We start from the raw sequence: 26,672 nt of genomic DNA on the forward strand, positions 1-26,672 counted from the left end.
TGATTGGACCCAATGAGCCGAGCGGATGAACCGCGCCTGTTTAGGGTCGATGCAAAGCCTTGCTCGATTCGGCGAGCATCAACACTGATCTTTTGGCATACAGCCTATGAATCGCGCGAGACGTAATTGTACGGGAAGTCCTTCCGTTCAAATGCCTGCCGGCCCTATTCTGGTGCTGGATGACGAACCCGCCGTCTGCCAAACAGTCTCGCTCGTGCTCACCAGGGCGGGGTTCGATGTGATCGGCTGCAGCGATCCGAAGTCGTTCATTGCCTTGTGCCTCGACTCCCATCCTTCGTGCGTCCTCGTCGACGTCGTTCTGAATAACCTCTCGGGGTTGGAAATACTGAGGGAACTTCGGAACCGAGCGTTTGATCGCCCCATCATCATGGTGTCCGGCCGCAGCGACGTCGTGACGGCTGTCCGGGCCATCAAGGAGGGCGCCTCTGATTTCGTCGAGAAGCCATTTCGGGGCAACGACCTCGTTGCGCGGGTTGTGGCAGCTCTGAAACCTGAGGAGTCCAGGAGGCCTGTATTTCACTTCCCTGGACGGCCGCCGCTCACGTTTCGCGAGCGGGAAGTGCTGTTCGAACTCATCGGCGGGAGGTCGACCAAGGAGATCGCGGACCGCATGGATCTGAGCCCACGCACCGTCGAGAGCCATCGGGTCAATATCATGCAGAAGGTCGGCGCGAAAAATCCCGCCGAGTTGGTGCGCCTTGCGATCACGGCGAAGCGTCCTGGCACCTGAAGACAAATTCGACCTCGGCATCGTCAGTCATGTCGAGCCGCAGTCTCTGACTACCCGTACCAGCCGCAGTTGATTACCTCACGACAAGAGGAGGCCTGGGAGCGATGCGAGGACCGAACAGGATCGCTGCTCAAGCCTGATGGCAGTCTTTCGGCCGTCCATTCTTGGTAGGGGATTGCCTTCGCGCCGCAAGCCGATTGCCACTAGTTCCTAGTTTATGCATGCGGGCGCGGCGCCGACAGAAAAGCTCACATGTGGCGCCTCTGCGTCGGCTTAGCTCCAGAACCGGACCGACAACTTCGGTACCATTGCGGTTGTTGCCTGTTTTTCCTGCAATCTATAGTTATGATTTGCCGAAATTAGACTCCCGTTCGCTGGCTCCCACAATTTTATTTTAACTATCTGCCTCTATTTTCATCACGCCAGAAGGGCGGTGCATTGCCTCGAAGGTTTTCCAGTGTCGCGAATGACACTCTCTCGAGGGACATTGCATGCCGATGTTCGGCTCCTCACGTTACATCGTCTTCGCCGCCGCAGTCGCAGCGGCCGGTATTGGCGTTATCGGCTTCAGCACGATCGGCTTCGGCGCAGCCGTCATTGGTGAAAGCCGCAAGGTCGAGATCACACAGAAGGCGCCGGGCGGGCTCGACGCGCTCAAGGCGCTGTATCGCAGACCCTCGACAATCCCGTTCCCGAAAGAAAATCCATACACGCCCGAGAAAGCGGCGCTCGGCAAGAAGCTGTATTTCGACACCCGTCTGTCGGTGACATCGGCGCAGTCCTGCGCGAGCTGCCACAGCCCCGGGTTCGGCTGGGGTGACGGGCTGGCGGTCGGCGTCGGCCACGGCATGGCGAAGCTCGGTCGTCATTCGCCGACCATCGTCAACGCGGCCTGGAGCGCCATCTTCATGTGGGACGGCCGTCTTCCGACGCTGGAAGAGCAGGCGCTCGGCCCGATCCAGTCCCCCGGCGAAATGAACATGAAGCTCGACGAGCTCATGCAGCGGCTTTCCGGCATTCCCGAATATAAGCCGATGTTCGAGGCTGCCTTCCCGGGCGAGGGAATCAAGGCGAAGACGCTGGGCCAGGCGATCGCGACCTATGAGCGTACCGTCGTCTCCGAACGGGCGCCGTTCGACGGCTGGATCGACGGCGACGAGAAGGCGATCTCGGAAGATGCCAAGCGGGGCTTCGCGGTGTTCAACGGCAAGGCGCAGTGCGCGGCCTGTCACGAAGGCTGGAACTTCACCAATGAAGGTTTTCAGGACATCGGGCTGCCGAGCAGCGACGTCGGCCGTGGCGAGTACCTTCCCGGTGTCATCAAGATGAAGCACGCCTTCAAAACCCCGGGCCTTCGCGAGATCAGCCGCCGCAGCCCCTTCATGCACGACGGCTCGCTCGCAACGCTCGAAGAGGTCATCGAGCACTACGATCACGCGGGTATCGATCGACCTAGCCGCTCGGATCTCATGCGCCCTCTCGAACTGACAGCGCAGGAGAAGGCCGATCTCGTTGCGTTCCTCAAGACATTGACCAGCGAACTCGCCCCGACGGCCGTGCCGGTCCTGCCGCGCTAAATTTAAAAGGATACCCCATGCGTGCACTTGCTCTGTTCACTTGCGTCATCGTCAGCGGGCTTTCGGTAGGCGCTTATGCGGCCACCGAAGTCATCCACCAGCAGGGGCGCGTCTTCTCAGCCGAGAACATCTCGGTCAAGAAGGGCGCTGCCGTCACGTTTTTGAACGATGACACGGTGCCCCACAACATCATGTCGGCCAGCAAAGGCAACGAATTCAACCTCGGATCGCAGGCGCCCGGTACCTCGACGGACGTCAGCTTCAAGGATGCCGGCGAGGTCCTGGTGATCTGCGCCATCCATCCGCGCATGAAGATGATGGTGAAGGTAACTGACTAACGACCACGTGGCGCCGGAGATTGATGATGTCGATACGCTACAAGATATTCGGTGCCTTCAGTGTCGTGATCCTGCTGGCCTGCGGGATCGCGTTCTACGGCATACGCGCCATCGGCAATTCCGGCGATCTGGTGATCCGTCTCTATGACGGGCCGCTGATGGGGATCAACCATGCGCGGGCCGCCCACGCGGCGCTGCATGAGGCCCGCCTCGTGCTCCAGCGAAACCTGCTCGCGGGCAGCTCGGGCGAACAGGTCAAGAAGTTCGAGGATCTGGTGCGCAGCAGCTTCGAAGATCTGAAAGTCGTGCGCGAACGCACCTCATCGCCGAATGTCACGAATGTCCGCGAGAAGGTCGAGGGCCAGCTCAAGGAGTGGTCCAGCGGCGCGCTGAAGATTCTCAAGTCGTCCGCCGGCGGTACAACGGAGATTCCGACCAGCTTCCTGCTCGCGCAACAGGGCGACCGGTTGATGACGTCGATCGACGATCTCGTCGAGCTTGTCGCGGCTTACGGCTATGAATATCGCACGGAGGCGGAAGCAGCGGTCAATTCGGCCCGCACCACGATGGTGTCAGTGGCGGTCGGGACGGCGCTGATCGGACTCGTCATCGCGCTCGCCTTCACTTACTCGATGAGCCGGCCGATTTCGGCCGCAGTCCGGATCGCTGAACGCGTGGCAGCCGGCAACTTCATGGACGATATATCCGTCCGTCGTCGCGACGAGCTTGGTCGGCTCCTGAAGTCTCTGGCCGTGATGCAATCCAGCCTGAAAGCCCGCGCCGATGAGGACTTGGCCTTGATCGCCGCCAAAGATCAGAGCAGCGCCGCGCAGATCGGCCGCCGGCAACGTGTGGAGGCCGAGATCGATGCGTTCCGCGCCGCCTTCAGCTCCGTGCTCAGCCACACCGACCGCATGACCGGGGAGTTGACGGACACGGCGCAGAACCTGGCCGAGACGGCGCGCGTCGCTGGCACACGTTCGAGCGAGGCGGCTTCGACTGCCAAGCAAACGTCCAGCAACGTCCAGACCGTTGCGAGCGCCGCGAGCGAACTCGGTCAATCCGTGCAGGCCATTAGCTCTCAGCTGGCCGACGCCTCCACAATCGTCCAGCGCGCCTCCGGTATGGCGGAGTCCGCCAACCAGACCATCGGCCGGCTTGCAAGCGCGGCACAGCAGATCGACGAAGTGGTCGGTTTCATCCGGACCATTGCCGGGCAGACCAACCTGCTTGCGCTCAACGCCACCATCGAGGCCGCGCGGGCCGGCGAGGCGGGTCGGGGCTTTGCCGTCGTCGCGTCGGAGGTCAAGGCGCTTGCCACCCAGACTGCGAAGGCAACCGAGGAGATTTCGTCGCAAATCAACGAGGTGCAGTTGGCGACACGGCAGGCAGTCGACAACGTTGGAGCGATCGCCTTGATCATTGGCGACATCGACAGTTTCACAGGCCGGATCGCCGCGGCTGTCAGTCAGCAGAATGCGGCGGCGGGAGAGATCTCCAGAAGTATCGGTCAGGCCGCGACTGGTACGGCCCAGGTTGCCCGAAGCATTGCCGGAACGGCCGAAGCCACCGATAATGCCAACCGTTCCGCCGACATGGTTCTGGCAACCGCCCACGATCTGTCCAGCCAGGCGGCACAGCTGCGCTCGTCGGTGAATCGCTTCCTCGCCAACGTGGCGGCTTGAGCAGTCCTTGCGTAGATTTCAGTTGGCGATCGCGGCCAGCTATTCAGCGCGGGTCTGCGCGGCAAGGCAATGAACGTTTGGAACCCCCAGACGTTAGCCCGGTGGATGGCAGCCGGATGCACCATCCGGCCTGACGATGCGGCCACGGAGTTCCATTCTTGCTCAAACTGTACAGGTGGCCGTCCGACGACTGGCAGAAGATCGGCGCGCAGATGCCGTCCGAGATCATCTGGGCTGATCTTTTGGACGCGACCGCGGAGGAAAAGCAGTTCGTCGAACGATTGCTCGGGATACGCGTTCCGTCCGAGGATTCGCTCAGCGAGATCGAAGCGTCGAGCCGCCTGATCCTCGACAACGGCACGCTCTATCTCAGCTCGCCTGCGGTCCGGCTTAACGAGGACAACGAGGCCGAGATCACGCCCGTGGGATTCGTCATCGGCCCGCGCGTGCTGGTGACGGTGCGTTTCGCGCAGCTGCCGATCTTCGACGACATCGGCAAGCGCATCGGTTCCGATGACAGCCTGGAGAACGGCATGTGCGTGTTCACCAGCCTGGTCGAGGCGATGGTCGATCGCGGCGCCGATGTCCTTGAGCATCTCGGCGCGAAGGTCGACAGGCTCTCGCGGGGCGTCTTCAAAGGCGGGCTCGTTCGCACCAAGCGGCCGGTCCGCTCCAGCCGCAGGATGCGCGAGGCGCTGGAAAACATCGGCGAGTTGGCGGATCGGCTCGCCAAGGCGCGCGATGTCCTGCTTGGCGTCGGCCGCGTCGCCTCGTTTGCCGGCGATGTCGGGGGTGAATGGATCACGCCCGCCTCGAAGAAGCGCCTCGAAGCCGTCTCCAAGGATGTCGTCTCGCTCGGCGATTACGAGACGCGATTGTCGGACAAGATCCAGCTTCTGCTCGATGCGGTGCTCGGCTTCATCAACATCCAGCAGAACGAGCTGTTCAAGATATTAACGATCGTCTCGGTCGTCGGCGTGCCGCCCACGATCATGGTCGGAATCTGGGGCATGAACTTCAAGCACATGCCGGAGCTGGACTGGACGTTCGGCTATCCGCTGGCGTGGCTTGCCATCATCGCCAGCGGCGTGCTGCCGCTGATCTGGTTCAAGCGGCGCGGCTGGTTCGAATGAAGCCGCGGCGTACCGTTCGAAAACGATGCGCCGCTTTTTCCGGATCAGGCGACTTCGACGGCGAGTTTGCCGACCCAGTCGCGGGCGAGCGTCACGTCCGCTTGCGACAATTGATGGCCCGCCGGCAACACCTTGTGTTCGACCCGCGCTCCGGCTCCCGACAACAACGAGGCTAGCTTCGCGGAATTGCTCGGCGGAACGATCGGATCAGCCTGCCCTGACAGAAGCAGGACGGGCTTGCCGCCGAGCTCAGCCTTCGGCGGATCCGACAGCGGCACCATGGCGCGGAGCAGGATCGCGCCTGCCAGCACGTCCGGCTCCAGCAGCAACAGCGCGGCTGCGATGTTGGCGCCGTTGGAGAAGCCGACCGCGACCGGCGCGGCGAGGCCATATCGCTGCCGCGCCTCCGCGACGAAGCCGCCGAGTTCGTGCGCGCGGCGGCGCACGTCGTCCTCGTCGAACACGCCATCGGCCAGGCGGCGGAAGAAACGGGGCATGCCATGCTCGAGCACGCGGCCGCGCGGCGAGAGCAGGGCCGAGCCGGGCGAGATCATCTTGCCAAGCCCGAGCAGATCGTTCTCGTCGCCACCGGTGCCGTGCAGCAGCAGGAGCGGAGGGGAGCCCGCGCCGGTCGCGGGCTCGAAGCGATGGACGAATGAATTCTCGATCACGACGCCCTCTCTTCCAAATTCGGTAGAACACCCTCGATCTGCTTGCGCTGCCCTTCGAGGAAGCTCGGCAGCTTGAGGTCGCGTCCCAGCGTCGCGACGGGCTCGTCGACCGCGAAGCCGGGGATGTCGGTCGCGATCTCGAACAGCACGCCGCCAGGCTCGCGGAAGTAGATCGAGCGGAAGTAGTTGCGGTCCCTCTGCTCGGTCGGGTGCAAGCCGTGATCGCTCACGAGCCTCTCGGCCATCTTGCCTTGCTCGGCGTCGTCGGCCGCGCGGAAGGCGATGTGATGCACGGAGCCGCCACCTTGGTGCCCGCGCAAAAAGCCCTTGGCTTCGTAGATGTCGACGACGCTGCCTTCGACATCGCCCGGTGCCTTGAAGCGGATCACGGAGCCTTCGCGCGCCGTTTCCTCGAAGCCGAACACGTCAGTGAGGACGGCCCCCGTCTTCGCCGCGCTGTCGAGCAGCAAGGTCACCCCGTGGAAGCCGCGGATCGCATGCTCGGCCGGCACGTCGCCATTGCTCCAGCCGGGCTCGCTCTCGGCACCGGGAATGCCGACCAGCGCGAGTGCCATGCCATCAGGGTCTGTGAACGGCAGCACGGATTCGCCAAAGCGCTTCTCCAGCGCCTCGTAGGTGATGCCCTTCTCGACGAAGCGCTGCGTCCAATAGCCGAGCGAGCGTTGCGGCACGCGGAAGGCGGTCTGGTGGGTCTCGCCGACGCCGCGCCGCCCGGCCGGCACACCGGCCCAGGGAAAGAAGGTCAGGATGGTGCCGGGGCGGCCGGTCTCGTCGCCATAGTAGAAGTGATAGGTGCCGGGATCGTCGAAATTGACCGTCTTCTTGACGAAGCGCAGGCCGAGATCCCGGGTGTAAAAGCCGAAATTCCTGATCGGGTCGCCGGCGATCGCGGTCACGTGGTGCAGTCCAGACATTGTCGTCCTCCAAAGCTCGGGGAGCGGTCTTGCTCTAACCGGAAATATCGTTCCGCTTTGGATTGGAGACAATCCATGCAAATATGACGTCTATGTCTACGATTTGGAAACAATCGCCGGCGCCAGCCCATGGATAAGGTCGCCAGCCTCCGGGCCTTCATAAAGGTGGTCGAAAGCGGCAGTTTTGCCGAGGCGGGCCGGCAGTTGCGGCTGTCACGCTCGGCGATCAGCAAATACATCGCCGACCTCGAAGAAAGCCTCGGCGTGCAACTCCTGAACCGGACCACGCGCCATGCGAGCCCGACCGAGAACGGCCAGCGCTATTTCGAGCGCGCGGTCGTGATCCTGTCGGAGATCGAGGCGGCCGACCAGGCCGTGGCGCAAGCCCAGTCGGCGCCGCGCGGCCTGTTGCGCGTCAACGCGCCGATGTCGTTCGGCACCCTGCGGCTCGGGCCGGTGCTCGCCGATTTCATGGCGCGATATCCGGAGCTGCAGCTCCAGCTCGTGCTCAGCGACGATCTGCTCGATCCCGTCCAGGACGGTTTTGACGTGACCTTGCGGATCGCGGAATTGGAATCATCGAGTTTGATCGCGCGAAAAATCATGCCGGTGGCACGCATGATCTGCGCTTCACCCGATTATCTCGCACGTCACGGCACACCGAAACATCCCCAGGATCTGCGCGGCCACGCCTCGCTGACCTACGGCTTCCTGCTGACGGGCAATCAGTGGAAGCTCACCGGCACCGACGGCGATCACTGGATCCAGCCGGCCTGGTCGCTCTGCGTCAACAATGCCGAAGTGCTGCGTGATGTCGCGATCAAGGGCAGGGGGCTCGCGCTGCTCCCGGAGTTCATCGCCGCCGACGCCTTGAGGAAAGGCGAACTGCGAACGGTGCTGAACGATTATTCCGCGCCGCCGCTCGCGCTCTATGCGGTCTATCCGCCGACCCAGCATCTGTCGGTGAAGGTGCGGCTGTTCATCGATTTCCTGGTGGAGCGTTTTGGCCGGGAGGGCGACGAAGCAGGCGGGAGCGGACATGCGGAGGCCAGGCTATAGATCCATGGATCTGCCGACAGGTGAGTTTGCGAGAGTCCGTCCGATACCAAACGTCGCGAGCATTGTGAGCTGGTTCACAACCGCCTGCCAGTGTTTCTGGCAATGTAACGCGTAGTGCGGCTGTGCGAATGGATTCAGCCGATTACAGATGCCTTATTGTTTTGGAGGCACGCTATGATCGATCAGTTTTTCACAACAATCCACCTCGACGCCGCGCACCTTGTGGCGGGAGTGTTGACGGCCTTTTACGCCGGTCATCGTTTTGCCACGCCCAGGACGCTCAGGTCAGAGACGACCCGCTTTCAATATTACAGCAGCTACGTGACGTATATCATATCGTGCATCGGGCTTCTGATGTTCTTGAGCTGGACCCTTGCCCACAAGCCGGAATTGCTTGGTCTCCTGTACTCGCCAAGCCCCATCCCTGACGGATTGAAGAGCCTTGATGCGCCACTTGTGGCCGCGCTTATCCTAACGACGTTGCTGCCATCGGTTCCTGTTCTGCGGGATATTGACGGTGCCATGCTGCGTTTTTTTCACCGTATGGGCGCGATCCCGCTTGGAGCTGTTCGCTGGGCGCAGCGGATCAACATGACGCAGCTTACGATTTCTGAAAGATTGGTCGCAGACACCAAGTTTTATATCGCCAACAGCACGCTTCTGCCTGACTCTCTGGCCGCGCAGCTGCAGGCCGATTTCACGTTGGATAGCGTGCGCTTTCGGTTTACGCGATGTCTGGCGCTCTACGTTGCCTTGAGCAATCTGCCCGGTTGGACTGCTTATTCCGCCGACTTTCCCGAAGAGCGAGCTACTTTCGAGAAGAAGATGAGCAGCTTCTTCGCTCAGTCCGTGGCGTTTTTCACTCTCACAAGTCAGATCGCTCAGCGTCAGCTTGAGCCAGCGGCGGAGCCGGTTGACCAGTTTCGTTCTTATGCACTTGAAGCCTACGAGGACATTCGGTTGATGCTTGCCAGAGTGCTCCTGTACAGTTGCAATAGCGACAGCGAAGTCGCTCACCAGTTTGCAAGGATTGGCTTTTCCATTCAACGGCCGTCTCTGATCCGCCTGCCGTTAAATCTGCTGAGCTTGGACTTCGCCGGGGTCGTTGCGCTGTTCGTCATAGTGACGATTTCCCTGGCCGGCGGCGATTTGGGCAGGGCATTAGGCATCGGGATGCTTGTGGCGGTCAATCAGTCAATCGCGGCGGTGTGTGCCCTCGCACCGAAGCAGTTGTGGAACTTTGCCGATTATCGTTGCGTCAGGGAAAGGCCTACTCTGTCTTATTTGATCTCCGGCGCATGTACCCTCACGATAACGCTGCCTGTTTCGTTTTGCTTCTATCTGCTCCGGGCGCATTTTCCAGTCGATGCCGTTCATCCGGTCCTGCCGTTCGTGGCCCAGGCCAAATGGCTGCTGCTCCCCACCGTGCTTTCAATAGCATTGGCTTTTGCGTGTGACGATACAATCGAAGCGGATCACGAACCGTGGTGGCTCAGGTGGGCGGAGAGCGCCGGGCTGGCCGTACTCATGGGCTTTTCGGGCTTTCTCGTGATGCACTGGTTGAGCGTGAACCAGCCGACAGTACAGCACCTGCTGTTGATACCGTGCCTGCTCAGCGCCTCAATCGGTGCGCTCTTTGGCGTCACGATTCCGTACTGGTATCGAAAAACCATGAGAGGGGGAGAGTTGGAGGCGACAAAGCCGGTGCAGTCGGGTGCGGAAAAGGTCGCGCCGGCAGTTTGATGTAAGGCGCCTGCCTTGATCTGGACTGGTAAGGCTCCGCCAGATTTTTCTTCGGGTCCAAAATGAAGAACTTGAGCGCATCTAGCTGATCGTACGCTGCTCCGCCGGCCGGAGCAGATCGTCCAGCGCGCTCATTGAGGCCTCTCGAAGCACGGCGATTTGGCGGGCGGCGCTCTGGGATTCGGGCGGGGTCATCGTGACTGCTGCCAGCTCGACCTCACGGCAGAATTCAAACAGGCGGACCAGGCCGAGCGCACTCGCGCCGCTGCCGAGTTGATGCGCGCAGCGTGCGAGTTGCGTGGGATCGTCAGTCGCCGCAGCCATGGCAATCTCCTCGATCAGTTTTTCGCTCGTCTCTTCCAGCAGGTCGTGGAGTTTTGCGATCTGCGCTGCGCCCAGCAGCTCCTTCTGGTCATCGAGGAAATGCCGGTCGATCAAAGCGCCTGCCGCGAGCTGCGCCGCGGCCGGCTGGTTCTGGGCATCGTCCTCGATCGCCTCGCGCAGCGCATTGATCAGGATCGGCTTGCTGACGATCCTGGCAATGCCTGCCCCCGCGAGCCGCTCGCGGGCGCGGCGCGACATGTCGGCGGTTACCGCGATGATGCGCGGCATGGTCGGCAGACCGAGCGTTCGGATCCGCGATGCCGCCTCGACGCCGTCAATGTCGGGCATGTGCAGATCCATCAGGATGATGTCGAATGCCTGATCGCGCGCGTGAGCGATGGCCGACGCGCCGTTCGTGGCGATGGTGGCGTGGTAGCCGAGCCTCTTCAACATCGCTTCGCCGACCTCGCAATTGACGGGGTCGTCGTCGACCAGCAGCACGCGAAGCTGCCGCGATGGCGGCTGAACCGCCCCTTGCGCGATGTCGTTCGCGGCGAGGCCAAGCGGTACCTCAAGCATGAACGAGCTGCCCGTACCCGGCGTGCTCGCCACCGTCAACTCGCCGCGCATCAGGCGGGTGAGGCGCCGCGCGATCGCGAGGCCCAGGCCGGTGCCGCCAAACCGCCGCGCGATGCTGTCGTCGGCCTGGACGAAATCCTCGAAGATCCGCTCGTGCATGTCGGGCGCGATGCCGATGCCGGTATCGCGAACGGTGATGCGCAGCAGCACATGATCGTCATGTGCCTCGGCGGCCGCGCTCAAGCCGATGCCGCCGCGCGGCGTGAACTTGATCGCATTGCCGATCAGATTGAGCAGAATGCGATTGAGCCGAACCGGGTCGCCGTGCGCGGAGGTATTGACCGTCGCATCGCAGGCGAGATCGAAGGAGAGACCCTTGTGAGAGGCCTGCGGACGCATCAGATCGGCCGCCGTTTCGACGAGCTGGTCGAGGCGGAAATCGCGGGTCTCCAGAGTCTCGGCGCTGGCCTCCAGGCGCGCATATTCGAGGATGCCGTCGACCAGCGCGATCAACGTTTCGCCCGACGCGGCCGCGGTCGTGAGGTGGCGCCGCTGCGCTTCGCCGAGGCTGCCGTCGTCGAGCAGTTGCAGCACCCCCATGACACCGTTCAGCGGCGTGCGCAGCTCGTGGCTGACGACCGCGAGAAAGCGCGATTTGGTCTCGTTGGCCGCGACCGCCGCGCTGCGCGCGCGCTCGGCGGCATCGTGCTCGGCAAGGGCCTGGTCGCGGGTCTTTTCCAGTTCGGAGGTGCGCTCGATCACCTTGCGCTCGAGCGTCGCATAGGATTCGCGCAAGTGAGCGGCCATCCGGTTGAACTGATCGCCGAGCGCCTCCAGCTCGTCACCGGTCTTGATCGCGAGCCGCAGGCCGAGGTCGCCGCTGCCGATCCGCCGCGCGCCCTGCGTCAGGATCTGGATCGGCACGGTCATGCGCCGGCTCAGAAAGAGAGAGACCAGCACCGCACATGCCAGCAGGATGACCAGGAGAAAAGTCGAGCGTCCGATCGACGCATAGATCGGCGCATAGGCCTCGGTGAGCGGCAGCTCGACGAATACCAGCCAGCCCAGCGAGGGGACCGTCGCATAGGTCGAGAGCACGCGTTGACCGGACAGATCCTCCTTGACCAGGCCGCCGGAGGGTGGCCCGACGCCATCGAGCGCGGCGCGGACGTCGGCGTGGCCGGAGAGATCGCTGCGACGCAGTGCCGGCCACAAATCGGGATGCGCGATCAACAACCCCATCCGATCGACCACATAGGCCTTGCCGGTGTTGCCCACCCTGATCCCGGCGACGAGGTCCCAGATGAAGCGAAGATTGACTTCGGCGACAATCACATCGGGCGTCAGGCCGGTTCCGCGCGTGGCGAGCGTCATGAATGGTTCGGTGTCGCCGAGGAAATAGACCGGCCCGTAATAGGCGCGGCTTTCATTGGCGCCGCGGAAGGCCTGCGAAGCCGAGAGGTCGGCCTTGCTGCCGATCCTGTCCGCGACACGGCGCGACACGCGCACTTGTTCGCGGCCTTGGGCGTCGAGCTCGGCGATTTCCGCGATCGCGGGCGAGAGACGCAGGAGGCCGAGCGCGGCATCGTCACGGGCATCGCGACGCTGCGCGAGCAGGATGCCAAGGGCGGCATCGTCCGCGTCAAGCTGACCGAAGGCCGGCTGCAGAAGACGACCATCGAGGGCAACAAACAGACCCGCACCGAATACATCCTTCAGCGCGTGAAGGAGCCCGAAGGCGAGGTCCTCGACGTTCCCAAACTCAATCGCCACGTGATCTGGTTCAACCGAACCAACGACGTGCAGATCAAGGCGCTGCTGCAGCCCGGCACGAGCTTCGGCCTGACCGATCTCCAGTTCGCCGTGATCGAGCCTCCGGTCGACACCTTGCAGCTCTTCACCGACAACCAGGGCGCGGAAAACACCGGGCGTTGGGAGGGTGGGGCCTTCTACAAGCGCCACGGCCTGTTCGGCGTCGACGACCGCCTGACCTTCTACGGCGTTCGTTCCGACGGCAATCTCAACGGCAATGTCGCCTACAGCATCCCGGTCAATCCCTGGGGCGGCCGCGCCGGCGTCAGCTATACCGAAGGCAAGATCAAGATCATCCAGGGACCGTTCGTCGCGCTCGACGTCACCGGACGCTCGAGCCAGGCCGCGGTCAATTTCAGCCAGCCGGTCTGGGTGACGCAGAACTGGCTGGTGCTGCTCAACGCCGCGGAGACCGAGGGCAAGACGGTCAGCCGCTTCGCCACCGTCGCCGTGACTCAGGATCATTACGACAAGGCCACGGCGGGCCTCTCGGTGACCAATTCCGGCAACACCTATTCGATCACGGTCTCGCCGGCGGTGAACTACATCACGTGGCAAGACCACGTGCTCGGCAATAATCGCACGTTCAACACCTATACCGGCTCGATGTTCGCGACCAGCGCCGCAGGGCCTGCAAATTTCAGCACCAATGTGCTGGCGAGCTGGCAGTACACACAGGAGAAGCTGCTGCCGGGCGACCAGATCTTCTCGATCGGCGGTCCGACCACCGTGCGCGGTTATCCCTCCAACTCGGCGTCCGGCGACAGCGGCTATTATTTCAACGCCGAGCTGCACTACAATTGGTCGCAATGGCTCAGGGGTTTCGACACCTACATCTTCACCGACTGGGGTGCGGTGTATTCGACGTTCCCCGGGATCACCGAGTTGGGCTCGGTCGGCATCGGCTTCTCCTGGACCTACGCCTCGTTCATGACGTTCGAGGCGAACTACGCGACGCCGCTGAAGATGGCGGTCTCGACCCAGAACCATTACGAGGCTTATGGCCGTGTCATCTTCCGGCCGTTGTTGATGTTCCAGAAGCAGGAAAGCACTGCGCCTGTCGCGGCAGTGGCCGGCAGGAGCAAGTCGTAGCTGAAGCTCTCTCCGTCGTCTTTGCGAGGAGCTCTTGCGACGAAGCAATCCAGACTGATTCGGCGGCAAGATTCTGGATTGCTTCGCTGCGCTCGCAATGACAGGCGATGGACTGCGATGCGGTCTGATTAACGCCGCAACGTAAATTCTTCCGCGCCGCGCCGCTGCTCCCACTTCGCCTGTTCCAGCTCGGGCCGGTCGCATTCGACCTCCGGATAGCCGATGCAGAGATAGGCGATGAACTTCCAGGTGTCCGGGACGTCGAGACTAGCGTGGATGCGATCTGGATGGAGGATCGATACCCAGCCAAGCCCGATGCCCTCGGCGCGCGCGGCGAGCCACATCGCGGTGATCGCCGCGACCACGGAATATTCCGTCGTCTCCGGCATTGTCGCGCGGCCGAGGCCGTGACCGATGTCGCTGGCCTTGTCCGCGAACACGGCGAGGTGGCCGGGGGCCTGTTCGAGACCCGACAGTTTCAGCGTCGCATAGCGCGCGGCGCGCTCACCGGCATAGGCATTCAACGCGTCGGCGTTGCACGCTTTGAAGTCGTCGATCACGGCGCGACGCCGTGCGGCGTCGTCAACGATGACGAAGCGCCAGGGCTGGCTGAGGCCGACCGAGGGTGAGAGACAGGCCGTCTCGATCAGGCGATCGATGGCGCCGTCCGGCAGCGGGTCGGTGCGAAAGCGGCGCACGTCGCGGCGCCACACGAACAGCTCGCGCAAGTGCTGGCGGAAGGTGTCGTCGAACTCGACCATTGCGTCAGCCTCCGATCTGGACAGCTGCGGCAACCAGCAGGATCAGGATCTCGCCGGCCTGCTCGAACGCGCCGAGGATGTCGCCGGTCTGCCCGCCGATCTGGCGGATGGCAAGTCGCGCCAGCATCAGGCCGGCGAGGGAGAGCAGGATCAGGCTCACCAGCGCCTTGCCCGGCCCAAGCGCGAGCACGAGCGCGAGGATCCCAACAGCGAATGCGATCGCAACGCTGCGGCCCGGCGGTGATCCCGCACTCGCCGACAGGCCGTCAGATCGCGCAGGCGCGACCTGCGACATGAAGGCCGGCAAGCCCGCGCGGGCCGCAGTATGCGCAGCGCACAGCGCAAGCGCGACCGCCCACGGATTGGCGATCGCCGCGAGCGCGCTCCAGCGCAGGCCGAACGACAGGATCAGCGCGCAGACGCCATAGGTGCCGATCCGGCTGTCGCGCATGATCTCGAGCTTGCGCTCGCGCGTGCGGCCGCCGCCAAGCCCGTCTGCAGTATCGGCAAGACCGTCCTCGTGCAGCGCGCCGGTGACGAGGGCCGTCGCGGCCAGCGCGAGCAGGGCGGCGAGGCTCGATGTCAGTCCGAACCGGCTGGAAATCGCATAAACCAAAGCGCCGGCAAGGCCGACCACCAGTCCCGCAACGGGAAGCGCCCAGGTCGCGCGCGCGATGGCGCCGTCGCCGGCTGGCTCCGACGATGCCACCGGCAGGATCGTGACAAAGGACGCCGCGATCCTGAGATCGGCGATGAGATCCCGCAGAAGCTCGGCGCGCGGCATCATTTCAGTTTCATCGGCAGGCCGGCGACGACGAACTCGACCTCGTCGGCGACATCAGCGATGGTCTGGTTCATGATCCCGGCGGCGTCGCGAAAGCTGCGCGCCAGCGCGTTGTCGGGCACGATACCGAGGCCGACTTCATTGGTGACAAGGACGACGGGGCTCTTCAGGCGGAGCAGGGCGGCGGCGAGCTCGCTCACCTCGCGCTCCCAGTCGCGCTCCGCATGCAAGAGGTTGGAGAGCCACAGCGTCAGGCAGTCGACCAGCCTTGCGCCGCCGCCATCAGTTGCGAGCAGCGACTCGACGAGATCGAGCGGCACTTCGCGTTCGATCCAGTCGGTTCCGCGGCGCGCGCGATGTATGGCAATACGCGTCTCCATTTCCGCATCGAGCGCCTCGGCCGTTGCGACATAGACCGGCTGCCCGGGAAAGGCGCGCGTGCGCGTTTCCGCACGTTTGCTCTTGCCGGACCGTGCTCCGCCGGTGATCAAAATGACGGCCATGAAGTCTCCTGTCGGCCAGCACTAATCACCAAACTTGGGCAAAGACAAAGCCGAAATCCGCCGGCCGGGGGCTTGCGCTCCGGCTGGGGTTTGCGCAACAGGGGCGGGACAGGAGGCGTGCGTGGGTTTTGCCGGTGCGATGGTCGTGGCGATGGCGGTGGATGCCCTGTTGGGCTGGCCGGCGTGGTTGTTCGCGCGGATCGGCCATCCCGTCACCTGGCTGGGCCAGCTGATCTCTGCCATCGACAGCGCCTGGAATCGGCCGTCCGATCCGCCGGCATTTCGCCGCGCCGCCGGCATCGCTGGCGCGCTCCTGGTGATCGCGCTCTCCGTCGCGCTCGGCTGGGCAGTTCAGTCCTTGCTTCCCTTGGGCTGGATCCAGATCGTGCTGGTCGGCGTCCTCGCCTGGCCGCTGGTCGCGCTGCGCTCCTTGCACGACCACGTTGCTGCCGTCGCAAATCCCATGCGGGCCGGTGACATTGCCGGCGCCCGAGACGCGGTCTCGCGCATCGTTGGCCGCGATCCCCTGACGCTCGACGAGGCCGGCATCGCGCGCGCGGCGATCGAGAGCCTCGCCGAGAATGCGTCCGACGGCATCGTCGCACCGGTGTTCTGGGGCGCGCTGTTCGGTCTGCCCGGCATTTTGGGCTACAAGGCGATCAACACGCTGGACTCCATGATCGGCCATCGCTCCGAACGGCACGAAGCCTTCGGCTGGGCCGCGGCGCGCATCGACGATGTCGCCAATTTCATTCCGGCGCGGCTGACCGGATTTCTGTTCGTGCTGCTGGCGCCACGGCGATCCGAGGCGCTGTCGTGCATGACGCGGGACGCGCGCCGTCATCGTTCGCCCAATGCCGGCTGGCCGGAAGCCGCCATGGCGGGTGCGCTCGGCGTGCGGCTCAGCGGTCCGCGGATCTATCACGGCAGCACCACCAACGAGCCCTGGTTGAATGAAGGTGCGCGCGATCCGCTTGCCGCCGACATCGATCGGGGATTGACGGTTTACCGTCGCGCCATGCTGCTGCTCGCCGGCCTCCTTGCGATCCTGGCCTTCGCGTGAAAGAACAGCGCATGCGCGAGCACGGTGGAAATCTCGATCAGGCCCAGCAGCGCTTCGGCGGTCGCGCGGAAGACTGGATCGATCTGTCGACCGGGATCAATCGCCTGCCTTATCCCGTGGGCGAGGTGAGTTCGCGCGCGTGGAGCGCGTTGCCGTCGCGCGCCGAGATCGAGGCTCTGCATCGGGCGGCGCGGCACGCTTACCGCACGAGCGCGGCGGTTGTCGCGCTTGGCGGCGCACAGGCCGCAATTCAATTGCTGCCGCAACTCGCACCACCCGGCCGCGCGCGCATCCTCGCGCCGACCTACAACGAATATGCCGGGGTCCTCTCGGCCGCGGGCTGGGAGGTCCAGGAGGTCGGGGAGCTCGACGCGCTGGTCGGCGCCGACCTCGTCATTGTCGTCAATCCCAACAATCCCGACGGCCGATGCCATCCGCCAAAGGATTTGCTGACGCTGCTGCCGCGCGTCGGCCGTCTCATCGTCGACGAGAGTTTTGCCGATGTGGCCCCGCAGCTATCGCTTGCATCCGAGGACCGGCCGGGGCTGCTGATCCTGCGCTCCTTCGGAAAGTTTTACGGCCTTGCCGGCCTGCGGCTCGGCTTCGCGCTCGGCAATTCGTCCGACATCGCCAGGATCGCCTCGATGTCGGGACCTTGGCCGGTCTCGGGAGCGGCGATCGCGGTCGGCTGCCGCGCTCTGCATGACGATGCCTGGGCCGAGGCCACGTCCGTGCGGCTCGTGCGTGACTGCGGTCGCCTCGATGGCATGGTGCAGGCGCAAGGCTGGACGGTCATTGGCGGGACGCAGCTGTTTCGTCTCTACGCGACGCCTGACGCGCTTGCCGCGCAGGAGAAGCTGGCGCGTCGCCATATCTGGTCGCGCGTGTTCGCGCGAGAGCCGGCATGGCTACGCCTCGGGCTTCCGGGCGGCGAACCCGAATGGACGCGCCTGGCCGAGGCTCTAGCGCGCTAGCGCGAGCAGGCCTTCGACGTCGAGATGGCCTTCGATGTGATCGGCAAGGGCATCGAGCGCGCTCTCGACCCTGGCGTGATAGGGCTCGTCGCCGGCGGGAATGTCGAGCTTCGCCAAAAACGCCTTGCGGAAATCGTCCGACGTGAACAGGCCGTGCAGATAGCTGCCTTGCACACGACCGTCGCGCGAGATCGCGCCTTCCGGTTCGCCGTTCAGCCTTGCGAATGGCTGCGCGCGATCCGGCCCATCAGTGCGGCCGATGTGGATTTCATAAGCCTCGATCGGCTGATCCGTCGCGGCATGCACGGCCGCGACACGCGTCAGCGTCTTCTGTGCACTCATCTCCGTCTCTACATCCAGAAGTCCGAGACCCGCTGTGTCGCCCGCAGGGCCCTCGATCCCATCGGGGTCGGCAACGCTTCGTCCGAGCATCTGATAGCCGCCGCAGAGGCCGAGCACGTGGCCGCCTCTGCGGTAATGCGCCAGAAGATCGATGTCCCAGCCTTGCGCGCGCAGAAAGGCGAGATCGCCGCGGGTGGATTTCGAGCCGGGGATGATGACGAGCCTGACGTCGCCGGGAATGGCCTCGCCCGGCCGCACCATCACGAGATCGACGCCAGGCTCGAGCTTGAGCGGATCGAGATCGTCGAAATTGGCAATCCGCGACAGCGCGAGACAGGCGATCTTGCATTGGCCCGGCTTGCGCGCATCGCTCAGGCCCAGCGCATCCTCTGCCGGCAGTTCGCCGGCGCGCGCGAACCAGGGCAGCACGCCGAAGCCGCGCCATGTGGTCTTTTCTTCGACCAGCTTGTAGCCATCGTCGAACAGCGTGGGATCGCCACGAAACTTGTTGATGACAAATCCCTGGATCATCGCGGCATCGTCCGGGTCGATCACCGTCTTGATGCCGACGAGTTGCGCGATGACACCGCCGCGGTCGATGTCGCCGACCAGCACGACCGGCACATCGGCCTTGCGCGCAAAACCCATATTGGCGATGTCGGCGTTGCGCAGGTTCACCTCGGCCGGGCTGCCGGCGCCTTCCACCAGCACGAGATCGGCGCGCGCCTTCAGCCGCTCGAAGCTCTCCAGCACCGCACCCATCAATGACGGCTTCATCGCCGCATATTCACGCGCACGCGCGGTCGCGATGCGCTTTCCCTGCACGATCACCTGCGCGCCGACATCCGTCTCGGGCTTCAGCAGCACCGGGTTCATGTCCGTGTGCGGTTCGACGCCGGCGGCGAGCGCCTGGAGCGCCTGGGCGCGGCCGATCTCGCCGCCGTCGACCGTGACGGCAGCATTGTTCGACATGTTCTGCGGCTTGAACGGGAGCACGCGCAGGCCGCGTCGCACAAAGGCGCGCGCGAGACCGGCGACGATGAGCGACTTGCCCACGTCCGAGCCGGCCCCCTGGATCATCAATGCGCGCGCCATCGCGAGTTCTTAGAACTCGACGCCGGCTTGCGCCTTGATGCCGGAACGGAAGGGATGCTTGACCAGCGTCATCTCGGTGACGAGATCGGCGATCTCGATCAGCTCGTCCTTGGCGTTGCGTCCGGTGAGCACGACATGCGTCATCGGCGGCTTCTGCGTCGTGAGGAATTCGACGACCTCCGCGATGTCGAGATAGTCGTAGCGCAGCGCGATGTTGATCTCGTCGAGCACGACCATGCGAAGATTCTGGTCAAGGATCAGCTCTTTGGCCTTCTCCCAGCCGGCGCGGGCGGCGGCGATGTCGCGGGTGCGGTCCTGCGTCTCCCAGGTAAAGCCTTCGCCCATGGCGTGGAATTGGCAGAGGTCGCCGAAATGGCCCGTGAGCATGCGGCGCTCGCCGGTATCCCAGGCGCCCTTGATGAACTGCACGACCGCGCAGGGGAAGCCATGGGCGACGCAGCGGACGATCATTCCGAAGGCCGAGGAGGACTTGCCCTTGCCTGCGCCGGTGTGGACGATGATGAGGCCCTTTTCGCCGCTCTTGGTCGCCATGATCTTGTCGCGGGCGACCTTCTTCTTCGCCATTTTCGAGGCGTGACGGGCGTCGGTTTGGTCGCCCGTCTGGGTATCCGGTTCTGACGTCATCGGACGGGGTCCTTCGGCTTGACAAGAGGCGGTGGGGGGCAAATGGTGGCCCTGCGTTGGTTCCTGTCCTACGACAGGCGAAGAGGGAATGCGATAGGGTCCGAATCGGCAAGATTTGGTTCCAAAATGCAGCCGCCCCCGCGACCGTGACCGGAGAGATGCCCGAAGCCACTGATCCCCTGGGGATCGGGAAGGCGGGGATCGAAGGGGAAACCCTGCTCCGGAAGCCGGGAGACCTGCCAGCGTGGACGATTTTGGACCGGCGGACGGGGTGTTCCGCGACGGGGAAACGGGCCTTCGCAAGAACGGTTCGTGGGCCTCTTCGCTTCCCGCTGTTTATTCTGGAAGAAGCGATGACCGTCACACTTCATGTCTGCATCACCTGCCGCGCCGGCCAGACGCTTGGCGAGGGCGAGACGACGCCCGGCAAGCGCCTGCATGGTGCGATCCTCGAGGCCGGCGTGCCCGATGGCGTCAGCGTGGTTCCGGTCGAATGCCTGTCTGCATGCAACCAGGGTTGCTCGGTCGCGCTCAGCGCACCCGGCCGCTGGTCCTATGTCTATGGTCGCCTCTCGGATGCGCATGCGAGCGACGTGGTCGCGGGCGCCGCGGCCTATGCGGCCGCACCCGATGGCCTCGTGCCCTGGCGCAGCCGCCCGGAGATCTTCCGCAAGCAATCGCTTGCCCGCATTCCCCCCATTCTCCCCTTGGCCGTCGTGCCGGAGGCCGCCGAATGAATTCGCTCGCAAAAGTCCCCGTCACGGTCGTCACGGGCTTTCTCGGCTCCGGCAAGACCACGCTGATCCAGCATCTGCTTGCCAACGCTAACGGCAAGAAGCTCGCGGTGCTCGTCAACGAGTTCGGCAGCGAGGGCGTCGATGGCGAGATTCTGAAATCCTGCGCCGATGCGAATTGCCCGGAAGAGAACATCATCGAGCTCGCCAATGGCTGCATCTGCTGCACCGTCGCGGACGATTTCATTCCGACCATGGAGAAGCTGCTGTCGAGGCCGGTCAGGCCCGACCACATCCTGATCGAGACTTCGGGCCTGGCACTGCCGAAGCCGCTGCTCAAGGCATTCGACTGGCCGGAGATCCGTTCGCGCATTACGGTCGATGGTGTGATCGCGCTTGCCGACGCCGAAGCTGTTGCTGCCGGCCGTTTCGCGCCCGACCCAATTGCGGTCGAGGCGCAGCGCGCGGCGGACGGCAATCTCGACCATGAGACGCCGCTGTCGGAAGTGTTCGAGGACCAGATCGCCTGCGCCGACATCGTGCTGCTGACCAAGGCCGATCTTGCGGGTGCGGCAGGGCTCGAAGCAGCCAAAGCGGCGATCACCGCCGAGATGTCGCGCCGCGTGCCGATGCTGGCGATTACCGACGGCGCGATCGACGCGCGCCTCATCCTCGGTCTCGGCGCTGCCGCCGAGAACGATCTCGCCGCGCGTCCCTCGCATCACGACGGCGAAGAGGATCACGAGCACGACGATTTTGCGTCCGTCGTGATCGATCTTCCTGAAGTCACCGACATCGACGCGCTGGTTGCATCCGTTCAGCGTCTGGCGCGCGAGCAGAATGTGCTGCGCGTCAAGGGTTACATCGCGGTAGAGGGCAAGCCGATGCGTCTCTTGCTGCAAGCGGTCGGCGAGCGCGTGCGGCACCAGTTCGACAAGCCCTGGGGCGCGGGTGCGAGACGGTCAAAGCTGGTCGTGATCGGCGAGCACGGAAACATTGATGAAGCCGCGATCAAGGCGGGACTCGGTATCTGATGCACGTCGTCTTCCGCGAGAGCCGCGGTCTCGAGGAGACCGCGATACCAAGGGACATCGGCCAGGACCCGGCCGATCTCGTGGTGCTCTCGTATTCGGATTCCGATCTTGCCGCATTCGCGGCCGGCTGGCGCCGTGGCCGCGACAGCCTGCCGTCGCTACGACTCGTCAATCTCGCAGAACTCCGTCATCCGCTCTCGGTCGACACCTATATCGAGCGCACGCTTGCGCAGGCGCGCGGCATCCTCGTGCGTCTGATCGGCGGGGAATCCTATTGGTCGTATGGGCTCGGGGCCCTGCAGCAACTGGCGAAGGAGCGCGGCATCGTGCTGGCGGTGCTGCCGGCCGACGGCCGCGACGACACGCGCCTGGATGCGTATTCGACCCTGCCGGTCTCGACGCTGCGGCGGCTCAAGGTGCTCTGCGACACCGGCGGCCCCGTCGCATCGCAAGCCGCGATCGCGCAGCTTGCGCTGGCTTCGGGCCTCTATGCCGGCCCCGTGATCGGCGAGATGACCATGCCCGAGATGGGCTTTTACGATCCGGCGCGCGGTGTCATTGCCGCGCCGGCGTCGGGTGAGGGCAGGCCGCGAGCGCTCGTGGCCTTCTATCGCTCCTATCTCACCGCTGCCGACACTGGCCCGGTCGATGCCCTGATCGCCGCATTGCGCGAGAAGGGGTTCGACGCGCATGGTGTGTTCGTCACCTCGCTGAAGGCTCCAGGCGTTGCGGATTGGCTAGGGGAATATCTCGCGCAAAATTCTCCGGCCGCGATCGTCAATGCGACGGCGTTCTCGGCGATGGGCGACGACGGCACGACGCCGCTCGATGCCGCATCCTGCCCGGTATTCCAGGTCGCGCTCTCCACGGCACGCCGCGAGGACTGGGCGAGTTCGCTCCGCGGCCTCTCGCCCGGCGACCTCGCCATGCATGTGGTGCTGCCCGAGGTCGACGGCCGCCTGTTTGCGGGCGTGGTGAGCTTCAAATCGGCAGCGATGCGCGATCCCGATTTGCAATTTTCGCATCTGGCACACAGGCCCGACGGGGAGCGCGTGAAGGCCGTTGCCGCGCGCGTTGCGGCCTGGCAGCGCCTTGCGGAGAAGCCCGTCGCTGAGAAGGGGATGGCGCTCGTGCTCTCGAACTATCCGGGCCGTCCGCATCAGATTGCGCATGCGGTGGGTCTCGATGCGCTGGCGTCGGTCGACGCATTGGTGTCCGACCTCTCGGAGGCCGGCTTCGATGTTGCGCCGGTCCATGCGCTCGGCGAGACGTTGCTCAAGCAGAGCTTGAGCTGGAGCGTTGCCGACTACCGTGCTGCGCTGTCGCGCCTTCCGCAAGGCTTGCAGGATGATCTCGCGCAAGCCTGGAGCGCGCCGGAGACCGATCCCGGTTGCCGCGACGGCGCGTTCCATTTCGCCGCGATTCAGTGCGGCCGGTCGATCATCGCGGTTCAGCCGGAGCGTGGCGATGCGACTACGCGCGATGGCGACTATCACGATCTCGCGCGCACGCCGCGCCACGCCTATGTCGCGTTCTATCTCTGGCTGCGCGAGCAGGGCTGTGATGCCGTTGTGCATATGGGCGCGCACGGCACGCTGGAGTGGCTGCCCGGAAAATCCGTGGCGCTGTCGCAGGCGTGCTGGCCGGAAGCCCTGATTGGCGATGTGCCCGTCATTTATCCCTTCATCGTCAACGATCCCGGCGAGGCCGCGCAGGCCAAGCGGCGCCTGGGTGCCGTCACGATCGGCCATCTGCCGCCGCAGCTCGCAGCATCGGCGGTGCCGGACGGATTGCGCAGGCTTGAACAGCTCCTCGACGAGTACTCGACGGCTGATGGCCTCGATCCCGCCCGCCGCCAGCGTCTGATCGCCGCGATCCGTGACGAGGCGCGCGCGGCAGGCCTCGAAGACGATCTCGGCCTCGATGCAGCCGCCGCACCGGCCGAAGCGATCCCGCGGATCGACCGCTTCGTCTGCGATCTCAAGGAAAGCCAGTTCGGTGACGGCCTCCACGTGTTCGGCCGTGGCGCATGCGGCGACGCGGAGCGCGACGCTTTGCGGGCCGCGCTTGCAGGACAGCGCGTCGCGCCGGGGCCGTCAGGTTCGCCCTATCGCGGGCGTCACGATGTGCTGCCCACGGGACGCAATCTTTTCGCCGTCGATCCGCGCGCGGTACCGACGCCGTCGGCGCACGCGCAAGGCGTCAAGCTCGCGGAAGAGCTGCTGCGCCGTCATCTGCAGGATCACGGCGACTGGCCAAAGGGCCTGGTCGTCGATCTCTGGGGTTCGGCGACGATGCGCACTGCGGGCGAAGAGTTTGCCATGGCGCTGCATCTGGCCGGCCTCGCACCGCGCTGGGATCACGCCTCCGGCCGCGTCACCGGCTACGACATCATCGCGCCTGCCGAGCTTGGCCGGCCCCGCATCGACGTCACGCTGCGGGTCTCGGGCCTGTTTCGCGACGTCTTCTCAGGTCTTGCGCAATTGTTCGAGGCGGCAGCCGAGGCGCTGTCGGCCCGCGAGGACGAGGGCGACGAAAATCCATATCGCCATCGCACATCGCGCGTGTTCGCGCCGCGTCCCGGACAATACGGCGTCGGCCTCTCGGCAATCCCGGACGCCTTCACGCCCGAGACGCGCGAAGCCGCCGGCGAAGCCTGGCTCTCGGCATCGTCATGGGCGTTTTCGGCCGATGGCGAGATCAGGCTCGATCGTGCCGGTATCGAGAAGCGGCTCGCATCGGCCGATGCTTTTGTTCACGTGCAGGATTTGCCGGAAACCGATCTTCTGCTCGCGGCCGACTATGCCGCACATGAGGCCGGCATTGCGGCCGCCGCGGCACATCTCGGTGCGGCAGGGCCATCGCTCTATCATCTCGATGCGACGCGCCCCGAGCAGCCGCATGCGCGTACGCTGACCGAGGAAATCTCCCGTGTCGTCCGCGCGCGCGCGGCCAATCCGGCCTGGATCGCCGGCATGATGCGCCACGGTTTTCGCGGGGCGGCCGAGATCACCGCAACGCTCGAGCATATGGCCGCCTTCGCGCATCTGGCCGGCGCCGTGCCGCCGCATCTGTTCGACCTCTACTACGATGCGACGCTCGGACATGACGAGGTCCGGGCCTTCATGGCCCGCGAAAATCCGGCGGCACTCGCGGCGATGGAGACGTGTTTCACGCGCCTGCATGAGGCCTCGCTCTGGCGAACGCGCCGCAATTCGATTGCGGCTGCGCTGCGGGAGGCGTCATGAGCGCTTCCGTGGTCAAGGGCTGGTGTCCCGGCGCCCTGCGCCCGATGCAATCGGGCGACGGGCTCGTGGTCCGCGTGCGTCCGTTCGGCGGACGGCTCGACGCGGCCCAGATCTCCGGACTGGCCCATCTTGCCGAACGCCATGGCAACGGCCTGATCGACGTGACCAGCCGGGCCAATCTCCAGATCAGGGGCGTCAACGAGACCAGCCACAGGCTGCTGCTCGAGGGCCTTGCCCAACTGGCGCTGCTCGATCCGGACGCTGACACCGAATCCCGTCGCAACATCCTTGTGACGCCGTTCTGGCGTGCCGGCGACGCGACCCAATCGCTCGCCGCCGAGCTCGAGGAGGCGCTCGCCGACAGCACGCTCGAACTCCCAACCAAGTTCGGCTTCGCCATCGACGATGGCACCTCACGCGTGCTTGCGGGCGATTCCGCGGACGTGCGGATCGAGCGCGATGGTTCCGGCGGACTGTTGGTGCGGGCTGATGGCGACAAACTCGGCCGCTCCGTCGCGCGCGGCGAGGCCGTGACCACCACACTCGCATTCGCCAACTGGTTCGTGACCTCAGGCGGCGCCAGAGGCGGGCGAGGGCGGATGGCGGCGCATCTTGCCACTGGCGCAATCCTGCCGGAGGCATTGCGCGGCGAGGCCGAGCCGGCGCCGATCATGGCCGCGGCGCGTCCCGGCCTCTATGCGCAAGGTGCGATGGTCGGCGTCGCCTTCGGGCAGATGGCGCATGCGACGCTCAACCAGTTCGCCGGTTGCGGACATGCGCTGCGCATGACGCCATGGCGGATGGTTTTGAGCGAGGGCAAGCGCGCGATGCCGAGCGCGACCGGTCTCATCACCGAGGCCTACGACCCTGCGCTGCGCGTCATCGCTTGCAGCGGTGCGCCACGCTGTCGCGAGGCGCATGCCGATACCCGCGGCCTTGCCGCGGCGCTGGCGCCGAACATCGGCGCGGCCGCACGGCTCCACGTCTCCGGCTGTGCCAAGGGCTGCGCCCATTCCGGTCCGGCCGCCATCACTCTGGTCGCGACCGGCGCAGGCTTCGATCTCGTGCGCGCCGGGTCGACACGCGATGAGCCCATCCTGCGCGGGCTGAACCGCGACGACATCGTCAGAGATCCCTCCATCTTGATGGGAGGGCACTGATGCCGCACATTTACGAGACCGACGGCGCAGCAATCTACCGGCAGTCCTTTGCGACCATCCGGGCTGAAGCTGATCTTGCGCACTTCACGCCGGACGAGGAGCAGGTGGTGGTGCGGATGATCCATGCCGCCGGCATGGTCGGCCTCGAAGCGCATATCCGCTTCACATCAGGCATGGCGGTCGCCGCCCGCGCGGCGTTGCAGAAGGGCGCACCGATCCTGTGCGACGCGCGCATGGTCTCCGAAGGAATTACGCGCGCGCGGCTTCCCGCCGCCAACGCCGTCATCTGCACGCTGGGCGACGAGACCGTTCCTGCGCTCGCGCAGTCCATGCGCAACACCCGTTCGGCTGCGGCCCTGGAGCTGTGGCGGCCGCATCTCGACGGCGCGATCGTGGCGATCGGCAACGCGCCGACTGCGTTGTTTCATCTCCTCAACATGCTGGAGGACCGGAGCTGCCCGCGGCCCGCGGCGATCATCGGCTGTCCCGTCGGCTTTGTCGGCGCGGCCGAATCCAAGGCTGCGCTGATGGCCGATCCGAAGGTGCCGGCGCTCACGGTCGAGGGCCGCCTCGGCGGTTCCGCGATCACGGTCGCCGCCGTGAACGCGCTGGCGAGCCGGAGCGAATAGC

Annotated in this window: 22 protein-coding genes, 1 pseudogene and 1 riboswitch; of the genes and pseudogenes, 15 read left to right on the forward strand and 8 right to left on the reverse strand. The window is 64.8% G+C overall.

The window, feature by feature from the left end; translation table 11 throughout:
• The first annotated feature begins 151 nt into the window (after window positions 1-151).
• From IVB48_RS36175 to IVB48_RS36195, 5 genes are all read left to right on the forward strand, one after another.
• On the forward strand, window positions 152-751 hold the full coding sequence (locus IVB48_RS36175; protein WP_247407760.1) for a response regulator: 600 nt from the start codon (window positions 152-154) through the stop codon (window positions 749-751).
• A gap of 491 nt (window positions 752-1,242) precedes the next feature.
• Complete coding sequence (locus IVB48_RS36180) at window positions 1,243-2,328, forward strand: cytochrome c peroxidase (protein WP_247407762.1); 1,086 nt, start codon at window positions 1,243-1,245, stop codon at window positions 2,326-2,328.
• A gap of 17 nt (window positions 2,329-2,345) precedes the next feature.
• Window positions 2,346-2,666, forward strand: a complete 321-nt coding sequence (locus IVB48_RS36185; protein WP_027569212.1) for a plastocyanin/azurin family copper-binding protein — start codon at window positions 2,346-2,348, stop codon at window positions 2,664-2,666.
• Window positions 2,667-2,731: 65 nt separating this feature from the next.
• The gene (locus IVB48_RS36190) at window positions 2,732-4,351 is read left to right on the forward strand and encodes a methyl-accepting chemotaxis protein (protein WP_247407765.1); all 1,620 of its coding nucleotides are present in this window, start codon (window positions 2,732-2,734) and stop codon (window positions 4,349-4,351) included.
• Window positions 4,352-4,509: 158 nt separating this feature from the next.
• Window positions 4,510-5,484, forward strand: a complete 975-nt coding sequence (locus IVB48_RS36195; RefSeq protein WP_247407767.1) for a magnesium transporter CorA family protein — start codon at window positions 4,510-4,512, stop codon at window positions 5,482-5,484.
• A 44-nt stretch (window positions 5,485-5,528) separates the two neighbouring features.
• Here IVB48_RS36195 and IVB48_RS36200 read toward each other — a convergent pair whose 3' ends face one another.
• Together IVB48_RS36200 and IVB48_RS36205 are read right to left on the reverse strand one after the other, a co-directional pair.
• Window positions 5,529-6,155 (reverse strand): alpha/beta hydrolase, encoded by a 627-nt coding sequence (locus tag IVB48_RS36200; protein ID WP_247407769.1) that lies wholly within the window; start codon window positions 6,153-6,155, stop codon window positions 5,529-5,531.
• Window positions 6,152-7,090: a ring-cleaving dioxygenase gene (locus tag IVB48_RS36205; protein WP_247407771.1), complete on the reverse strand. Its 939-nt coding sequence runs from the start codon at window positions 7,088-7,090 to the stop codon at window positions 6,152-6,154. The genes IVB48_RS36200 and IVB48_RS36205 overlap by 4 nt, the downstream gene beginning before the upstream one ends.
• Before the next feature lie 129 nt (window positions 7,091-7,219).
• On the opposite strand from IVB48_RS36205, the gene IVB48_RS36210 reads away from it, so the two are divergent.
• Entirely contained in the window at window positions 7,220-8,149 is a 930-nt protein-coding gene (locus tag IVB48_RS36210; RefSeq protein ID WP_247407772.1) for a LysR family transcriptional regulator, read from the forward strand.
• A gap of 174 nt (window positions 8,150-8,323) precedes the next feature.
• Window positions 8,324-9,892, forward strand: a complete 1,569-nt coding sequence (locus IVB48_RS36215; RefSeq protein ID WP_247407774.1) for a hypothetical protein — start codon at window positions 8,324-8,326, stop codon at window positions 9,890-9,892.
• Between the two features lie 81 nt (window positions 9,893-9,973).
• On the opposite strand, the pseudogene IVB48_RS36220 reads toward IVB48_RS36215, so the two are convergent.
• Window positions 9,974-12,376, reverse strand: a pseudogene (locus IVB48_RS36220) (ATP-binding protein); the annotation flags it as partial.
• Between IVB48_RS36220 and IVB48_RS36225 the strand changes: the two are divergent.
• A complete protein-coding gene (locus tag IVB48_RS36225) occupies window positions 12,317-13,699 on the forward strand; it encodes a ShlB/FhaC/HecB family hemolysin secretion/activation protein (protein WP_247408798.1) in 1,383 nt (460 codons plus the stop codon). The pseudogene IVB48_RS36220 and the gene IVB48_RS36225 overlap by 60 nt on opposite strands.
• A 128-nt stretch (window positions 13,700-13,827) precedes the next feature.
• On the opposite strand, the gene bluB is transcribed toward IVB48_RS36225, so the two are convergent.
• The 3 genes from bluB to cobU are packed head-to-tail and all read right to left on the reverse strand — an operon-like array spanning window position 13,828 to window position 15,747.
• Window positions 13,828-14,460, reverse strand: a complete 633-nt coding sequence (gene bluB, locus IVB48_RS36230; RefSeq protein ID WP_247407776.1) for a 5,6-dimethylbenzimidazole synthase — start codon at window positions 14,458-14,460, stop codon at window positions 13,828-13,830.
• A gap of 4 nt (window positions 14,461-14,464) precedes the next feature.
• Window positions 14,465-15,247 carry an adenosylcobinamide-GDP ribazoletransferase gene (gene cobS, locus IVB48_RS36235; RefSeq protein WP_247407778.1) on the reverse strand — a complete coding sequence of 261 codons (783 nt, stop codon included), beginning with the start codon at window positions 15,245-15,247 and terminating at the stop codon, window positions 14,465-14,467.
• Complete coding sequence (cobU, locus tag IVB48_RS36240; RefSeq protein WP_247407780.1) at window positions 15,244-15,747, reverse strand: bifunctional adenosylcobinamide kinase/adenosylcobinamide-phosphate guanylyltransferase; 504 nt, start codon at window positions 15,745-15,747, stop codon at window positions 15,244-15,246. The genes cobS and cobU overlap by 4 nt, the downstream gene beginning before the upstream one ends.
• Before the next feature lie 121 nt (window positions 15,748-15,868).
• On the opposite strand from cobU, the gene cbiB reads away from it, so the two are divergent.
• Together cbiB and cobD are read left to right on the forward strand one after the other, a co-directional pair.
• Window positions 15,869-16,810 (forward strand): adenosylcobinamide-phosphate synthase CbiB, encoded by a 942-nt coding sequence (cbiB, locus tag IVB48_RS36245; RefSeq protein ID WP_247407782.1) that lies wholly within the window; start codon window positions 15,869-15,871, stop codon window positions 16,808-16,810.
• Between the two features lie 11 nt (window positions 16,811-16,821).
• Window positions 16,822-17,784, forward strand: coding sequence for a threonine-phosphate decarboxylase CobD (gene cobD / locus IVB48_RS36250; RefSeq protein ID WP_247407784.1), 963 nt, complete (start codon window positions 16,822-16,824; stop codon window positions 17,782-17,784).
• On the opposite strand, the gene IVB48_RS36255 is transcribed toward cobD, so the two are convergent.
• Window positions 17,773-19,221 carry a cobyric acid synthase gene (locus IVB48_RS36255; RefSeq protein ID WP_247407786.1) on the reverse strand — a complete coding sequence of 483 codons (1,449 nt, stop codon included), beginning with the start codon at window positions 19,219-19,221 and terminating at the stop codon, window positions 17,773-17,775. The two genes, cobD and IVB48_RS36255, sit on opposite strands and share 12 nt — an antisense overlap.
• Before the next feature lie 9 nt (window positions 19,222-19,230).
• Entirely contained in the window at window positions 19,231-19,866 is a 636-nt protein-coding gene (gene cobO / locus IVB48_RS36260) for a cob(I)yrinic acid a,c-diamide adenosyltransferase (protein ID WP_247407788.1), read from the reverse strand.
• Window positions 19,867-19,906: 40 nt separating this feature from the next.
• Window positions 19,907-20,125: riboswitch (cobalamin riboswitch) on the forward strand.
• Between the two features lie 94 nt (window positions 20,126-20,219).
• On the opposite strand from cobO, the gene IVB48_RS36265 reads away from it, so the two are divergent.
• The 5 genes from IVB48_RS36265 to IVB48_RS36285 are packed head-to-tail and all read left to right on the forward strand — an operon-like array spanning window position 20,220 to window position 26,671.
• The gene (locus IVB48_RS36265) at window positions 20,220-20,603 is read left to right on the forward strand and encodes a DUF1636 domain-containing protein (RefSeq protein WP_247288996.1); all 384 of its coding nucleotides are present in this window, start codon (window positions 20,220-20,222) and stop codon (window positions 20,601-20,603) included.
• Window positions 20,600-21,634 carry a cobalamin biosynthesis protein CobW gene (gene cobW, locus IVB48_RS36270; RefSeq protein ID WP_247288998.1) on the forward strand — a complete coding sequence of 345 codons (1,035 nt, stop codon included), beginning with the start codon at window positions 20,600-20,602 and terminating at the stop codon, window positions 21,632-21,634. The genes IVB48_RS36265 and cobW overlap by 4 nt, the downstream gene beginning before the upstream one ends.
• The gene (gene cobN, locus IVB48_RS36275) at window positions 21,634-24,882 is read left to right on the forward strand and encodes a cobaltochelatase subunit CobN (protein WP_247407790.1); all 3,249 of its coding nucleotides are present in this window, start codon (window positions 21,634-21,636) and stop codon (window positions 24,880-24,882) included. Before cobW ends, cobN begins: the two co-directional genes overlap by 1 nt.
• On the forward strand, window positions 24,879-26,042 hold the full coding sequence (cobG, locus tag IVB48_RS36280) for a precorrin-3B synthase (protein ID WP_247407792.1): 1,164 nt from the start codon (window positions 24,879-24,881) through the stop codon (window positions 26,040-26,042). Before cobN ends, cobG begins: the two co-directional genes overlap by 4 nt.
• A complete protein-coding gene (locus IVB48_RS36285; protein WP_247407794.1) occupies window positions 26,042-26,671 on the forward strand; it encodes a precorrin-8X methylmutase in 630 nt (209 codons plus the stop codon). Before cobG ends, IVB48_RS36285 begins: the two co-directional genes overlap by 1 nt.
• The last annotated feature ends 1 nt before the right edge of the window (window position 26,672 follow it).

It is taken from the genome of Bradyrhizobium sp. 76 (assembly GCF_023073025.1).
In the GTDB taxonomy this organism is placed as follows: Bacteria; Pseudomonadota; Alphaproteobacteria; order Rhizobiales; family Xanthobacteraceae; genus Bradyrhizobium.

What these genes read in the sequence shown, in the direction of transcription:
- IVB48_RS36205 (WP_247407771.1), bottom strand. Translation starts at nt 7,090, where the DNA reads ATGTCTGGACTGCACCACGTGACCGCGATCGCCGGCGACCCGATCAGG.
- IVB48_RS36255 (WP_247407786.1), bottom strand. Translation starts at nt 19,221, where the DNA reads ATGGCGCGCGCATTGATGATCCAGGGGGCCGGCTCGGACGTGGGCAAG.
- IVB48_RS36180 (WP_247407762.1), top strand. Translation starts at nt 1,243, where the DNA reads ATGCCGATGTTCGGCTCCTCACGTTACATCGTCTTCGCCGCCGCAGTC.
- IVB48_RS36175 (WP_247407760.1), top strand. Translation starts at nt 152, where the DNA reads ATGCCTGCCGGCCCTATTCTGGTGCTGGATGACGAACCCGCCGTCTGC.
- IVB48_RS36285 (WP_247407794.1), top strand. Translation starts at nt 26,042, where the DNA reads ATGCCGCACATTTACGAGACCGACGGCGCAGCAATCTACCGGCAGTCC.
- cobO (WP_247407788.1), bottom strand. Translation starts at nt 19,866, where the DNA reads ATGACGTCAGAACCGGATACCCAGACGGGCGACCAAACCGACGCCCGT.
- cobN (WP_247407790.1), top strand. Translation starts at nt 21,634, where the DNA reads ATGCACGTCGTCTTCCGCGAGAGCCGCGGTCTCGAGGAGACCGCGATA.
- cobW (WP_247288998.1), top strand. Translation starts at nt 20,600, where the DNA reads ATGAATTCGCTCGCAAAAGTCCCCGTCACGGTCGTCACGGGCTTTCTC.
- cobU (WP_247407780.1), bottom strand. Translation starts at nt 15,747, where the DNA reads ATGGCCGTCATTTTGATCACCGGCGGAGCACGGTCCGGCAAGAGCAAA.
- IVB48_RS36210 (WP_247407772.1), top strand. Translation starts at nt 7,220, where the DNA reads ATGGATAAGGTCGCCAGCCTCCGGGCCTTCATAAAGGTGGTCGAAAGC.
- IVB48_RS36185 (WP_027569212.1), top strand. Translation starts at nt 2,346, where the DNA reads ATGCGTGCACTTGCTCTGTTCACTTGCGTCATCGTCAGCGGGCTTTCG.
- bluB (WP_247407776.1), bottom strand. Translation starts at nt 14,460, where the DNA reads ATGGTCGAGTTCGACGACACCTTCCGCCAGCACTTGCGCGAGCTGTTC.
- cobG (WP_247407792.1), top strand. Translation starts at nt 24,879, where the DNA reads ATGAGCGCTTCCGTGGTCAAGGGCTGGTGTCCCGGCGCCCTGCGCCCG.
- cobS (WP_247407778.1), bottom strand. Translation starts at nt 15,247, where the DNA reads ATGATGCCGCGCGCCGAGCTTCTGCGGGATCTCATCGCCGATCTCAGG.
- cobD (WP_247407784.1), top strand. Translation starts at nt 16,822, where the DNA reads ATGCGCGAGCACGGTGGAAATCTCGATCAGGCCCAGCAGCGCTTCGGC.
- IVB48_RS36265 (WP_247288996.1), top strand. Translation starts at nt 20,220, where the DNA reads ATGACCGTCACACTTCATGTCTGCATCACCTGCCGCGCCGGCCAGACG.
- IVB48_RS36215 (WP_247407774.1), top strand. Translation starts at nt 8,324, where the DNA reads ATGATCGATCAGTTTTTCACAACAATCCACCTCGACGCCGCGCACCTT.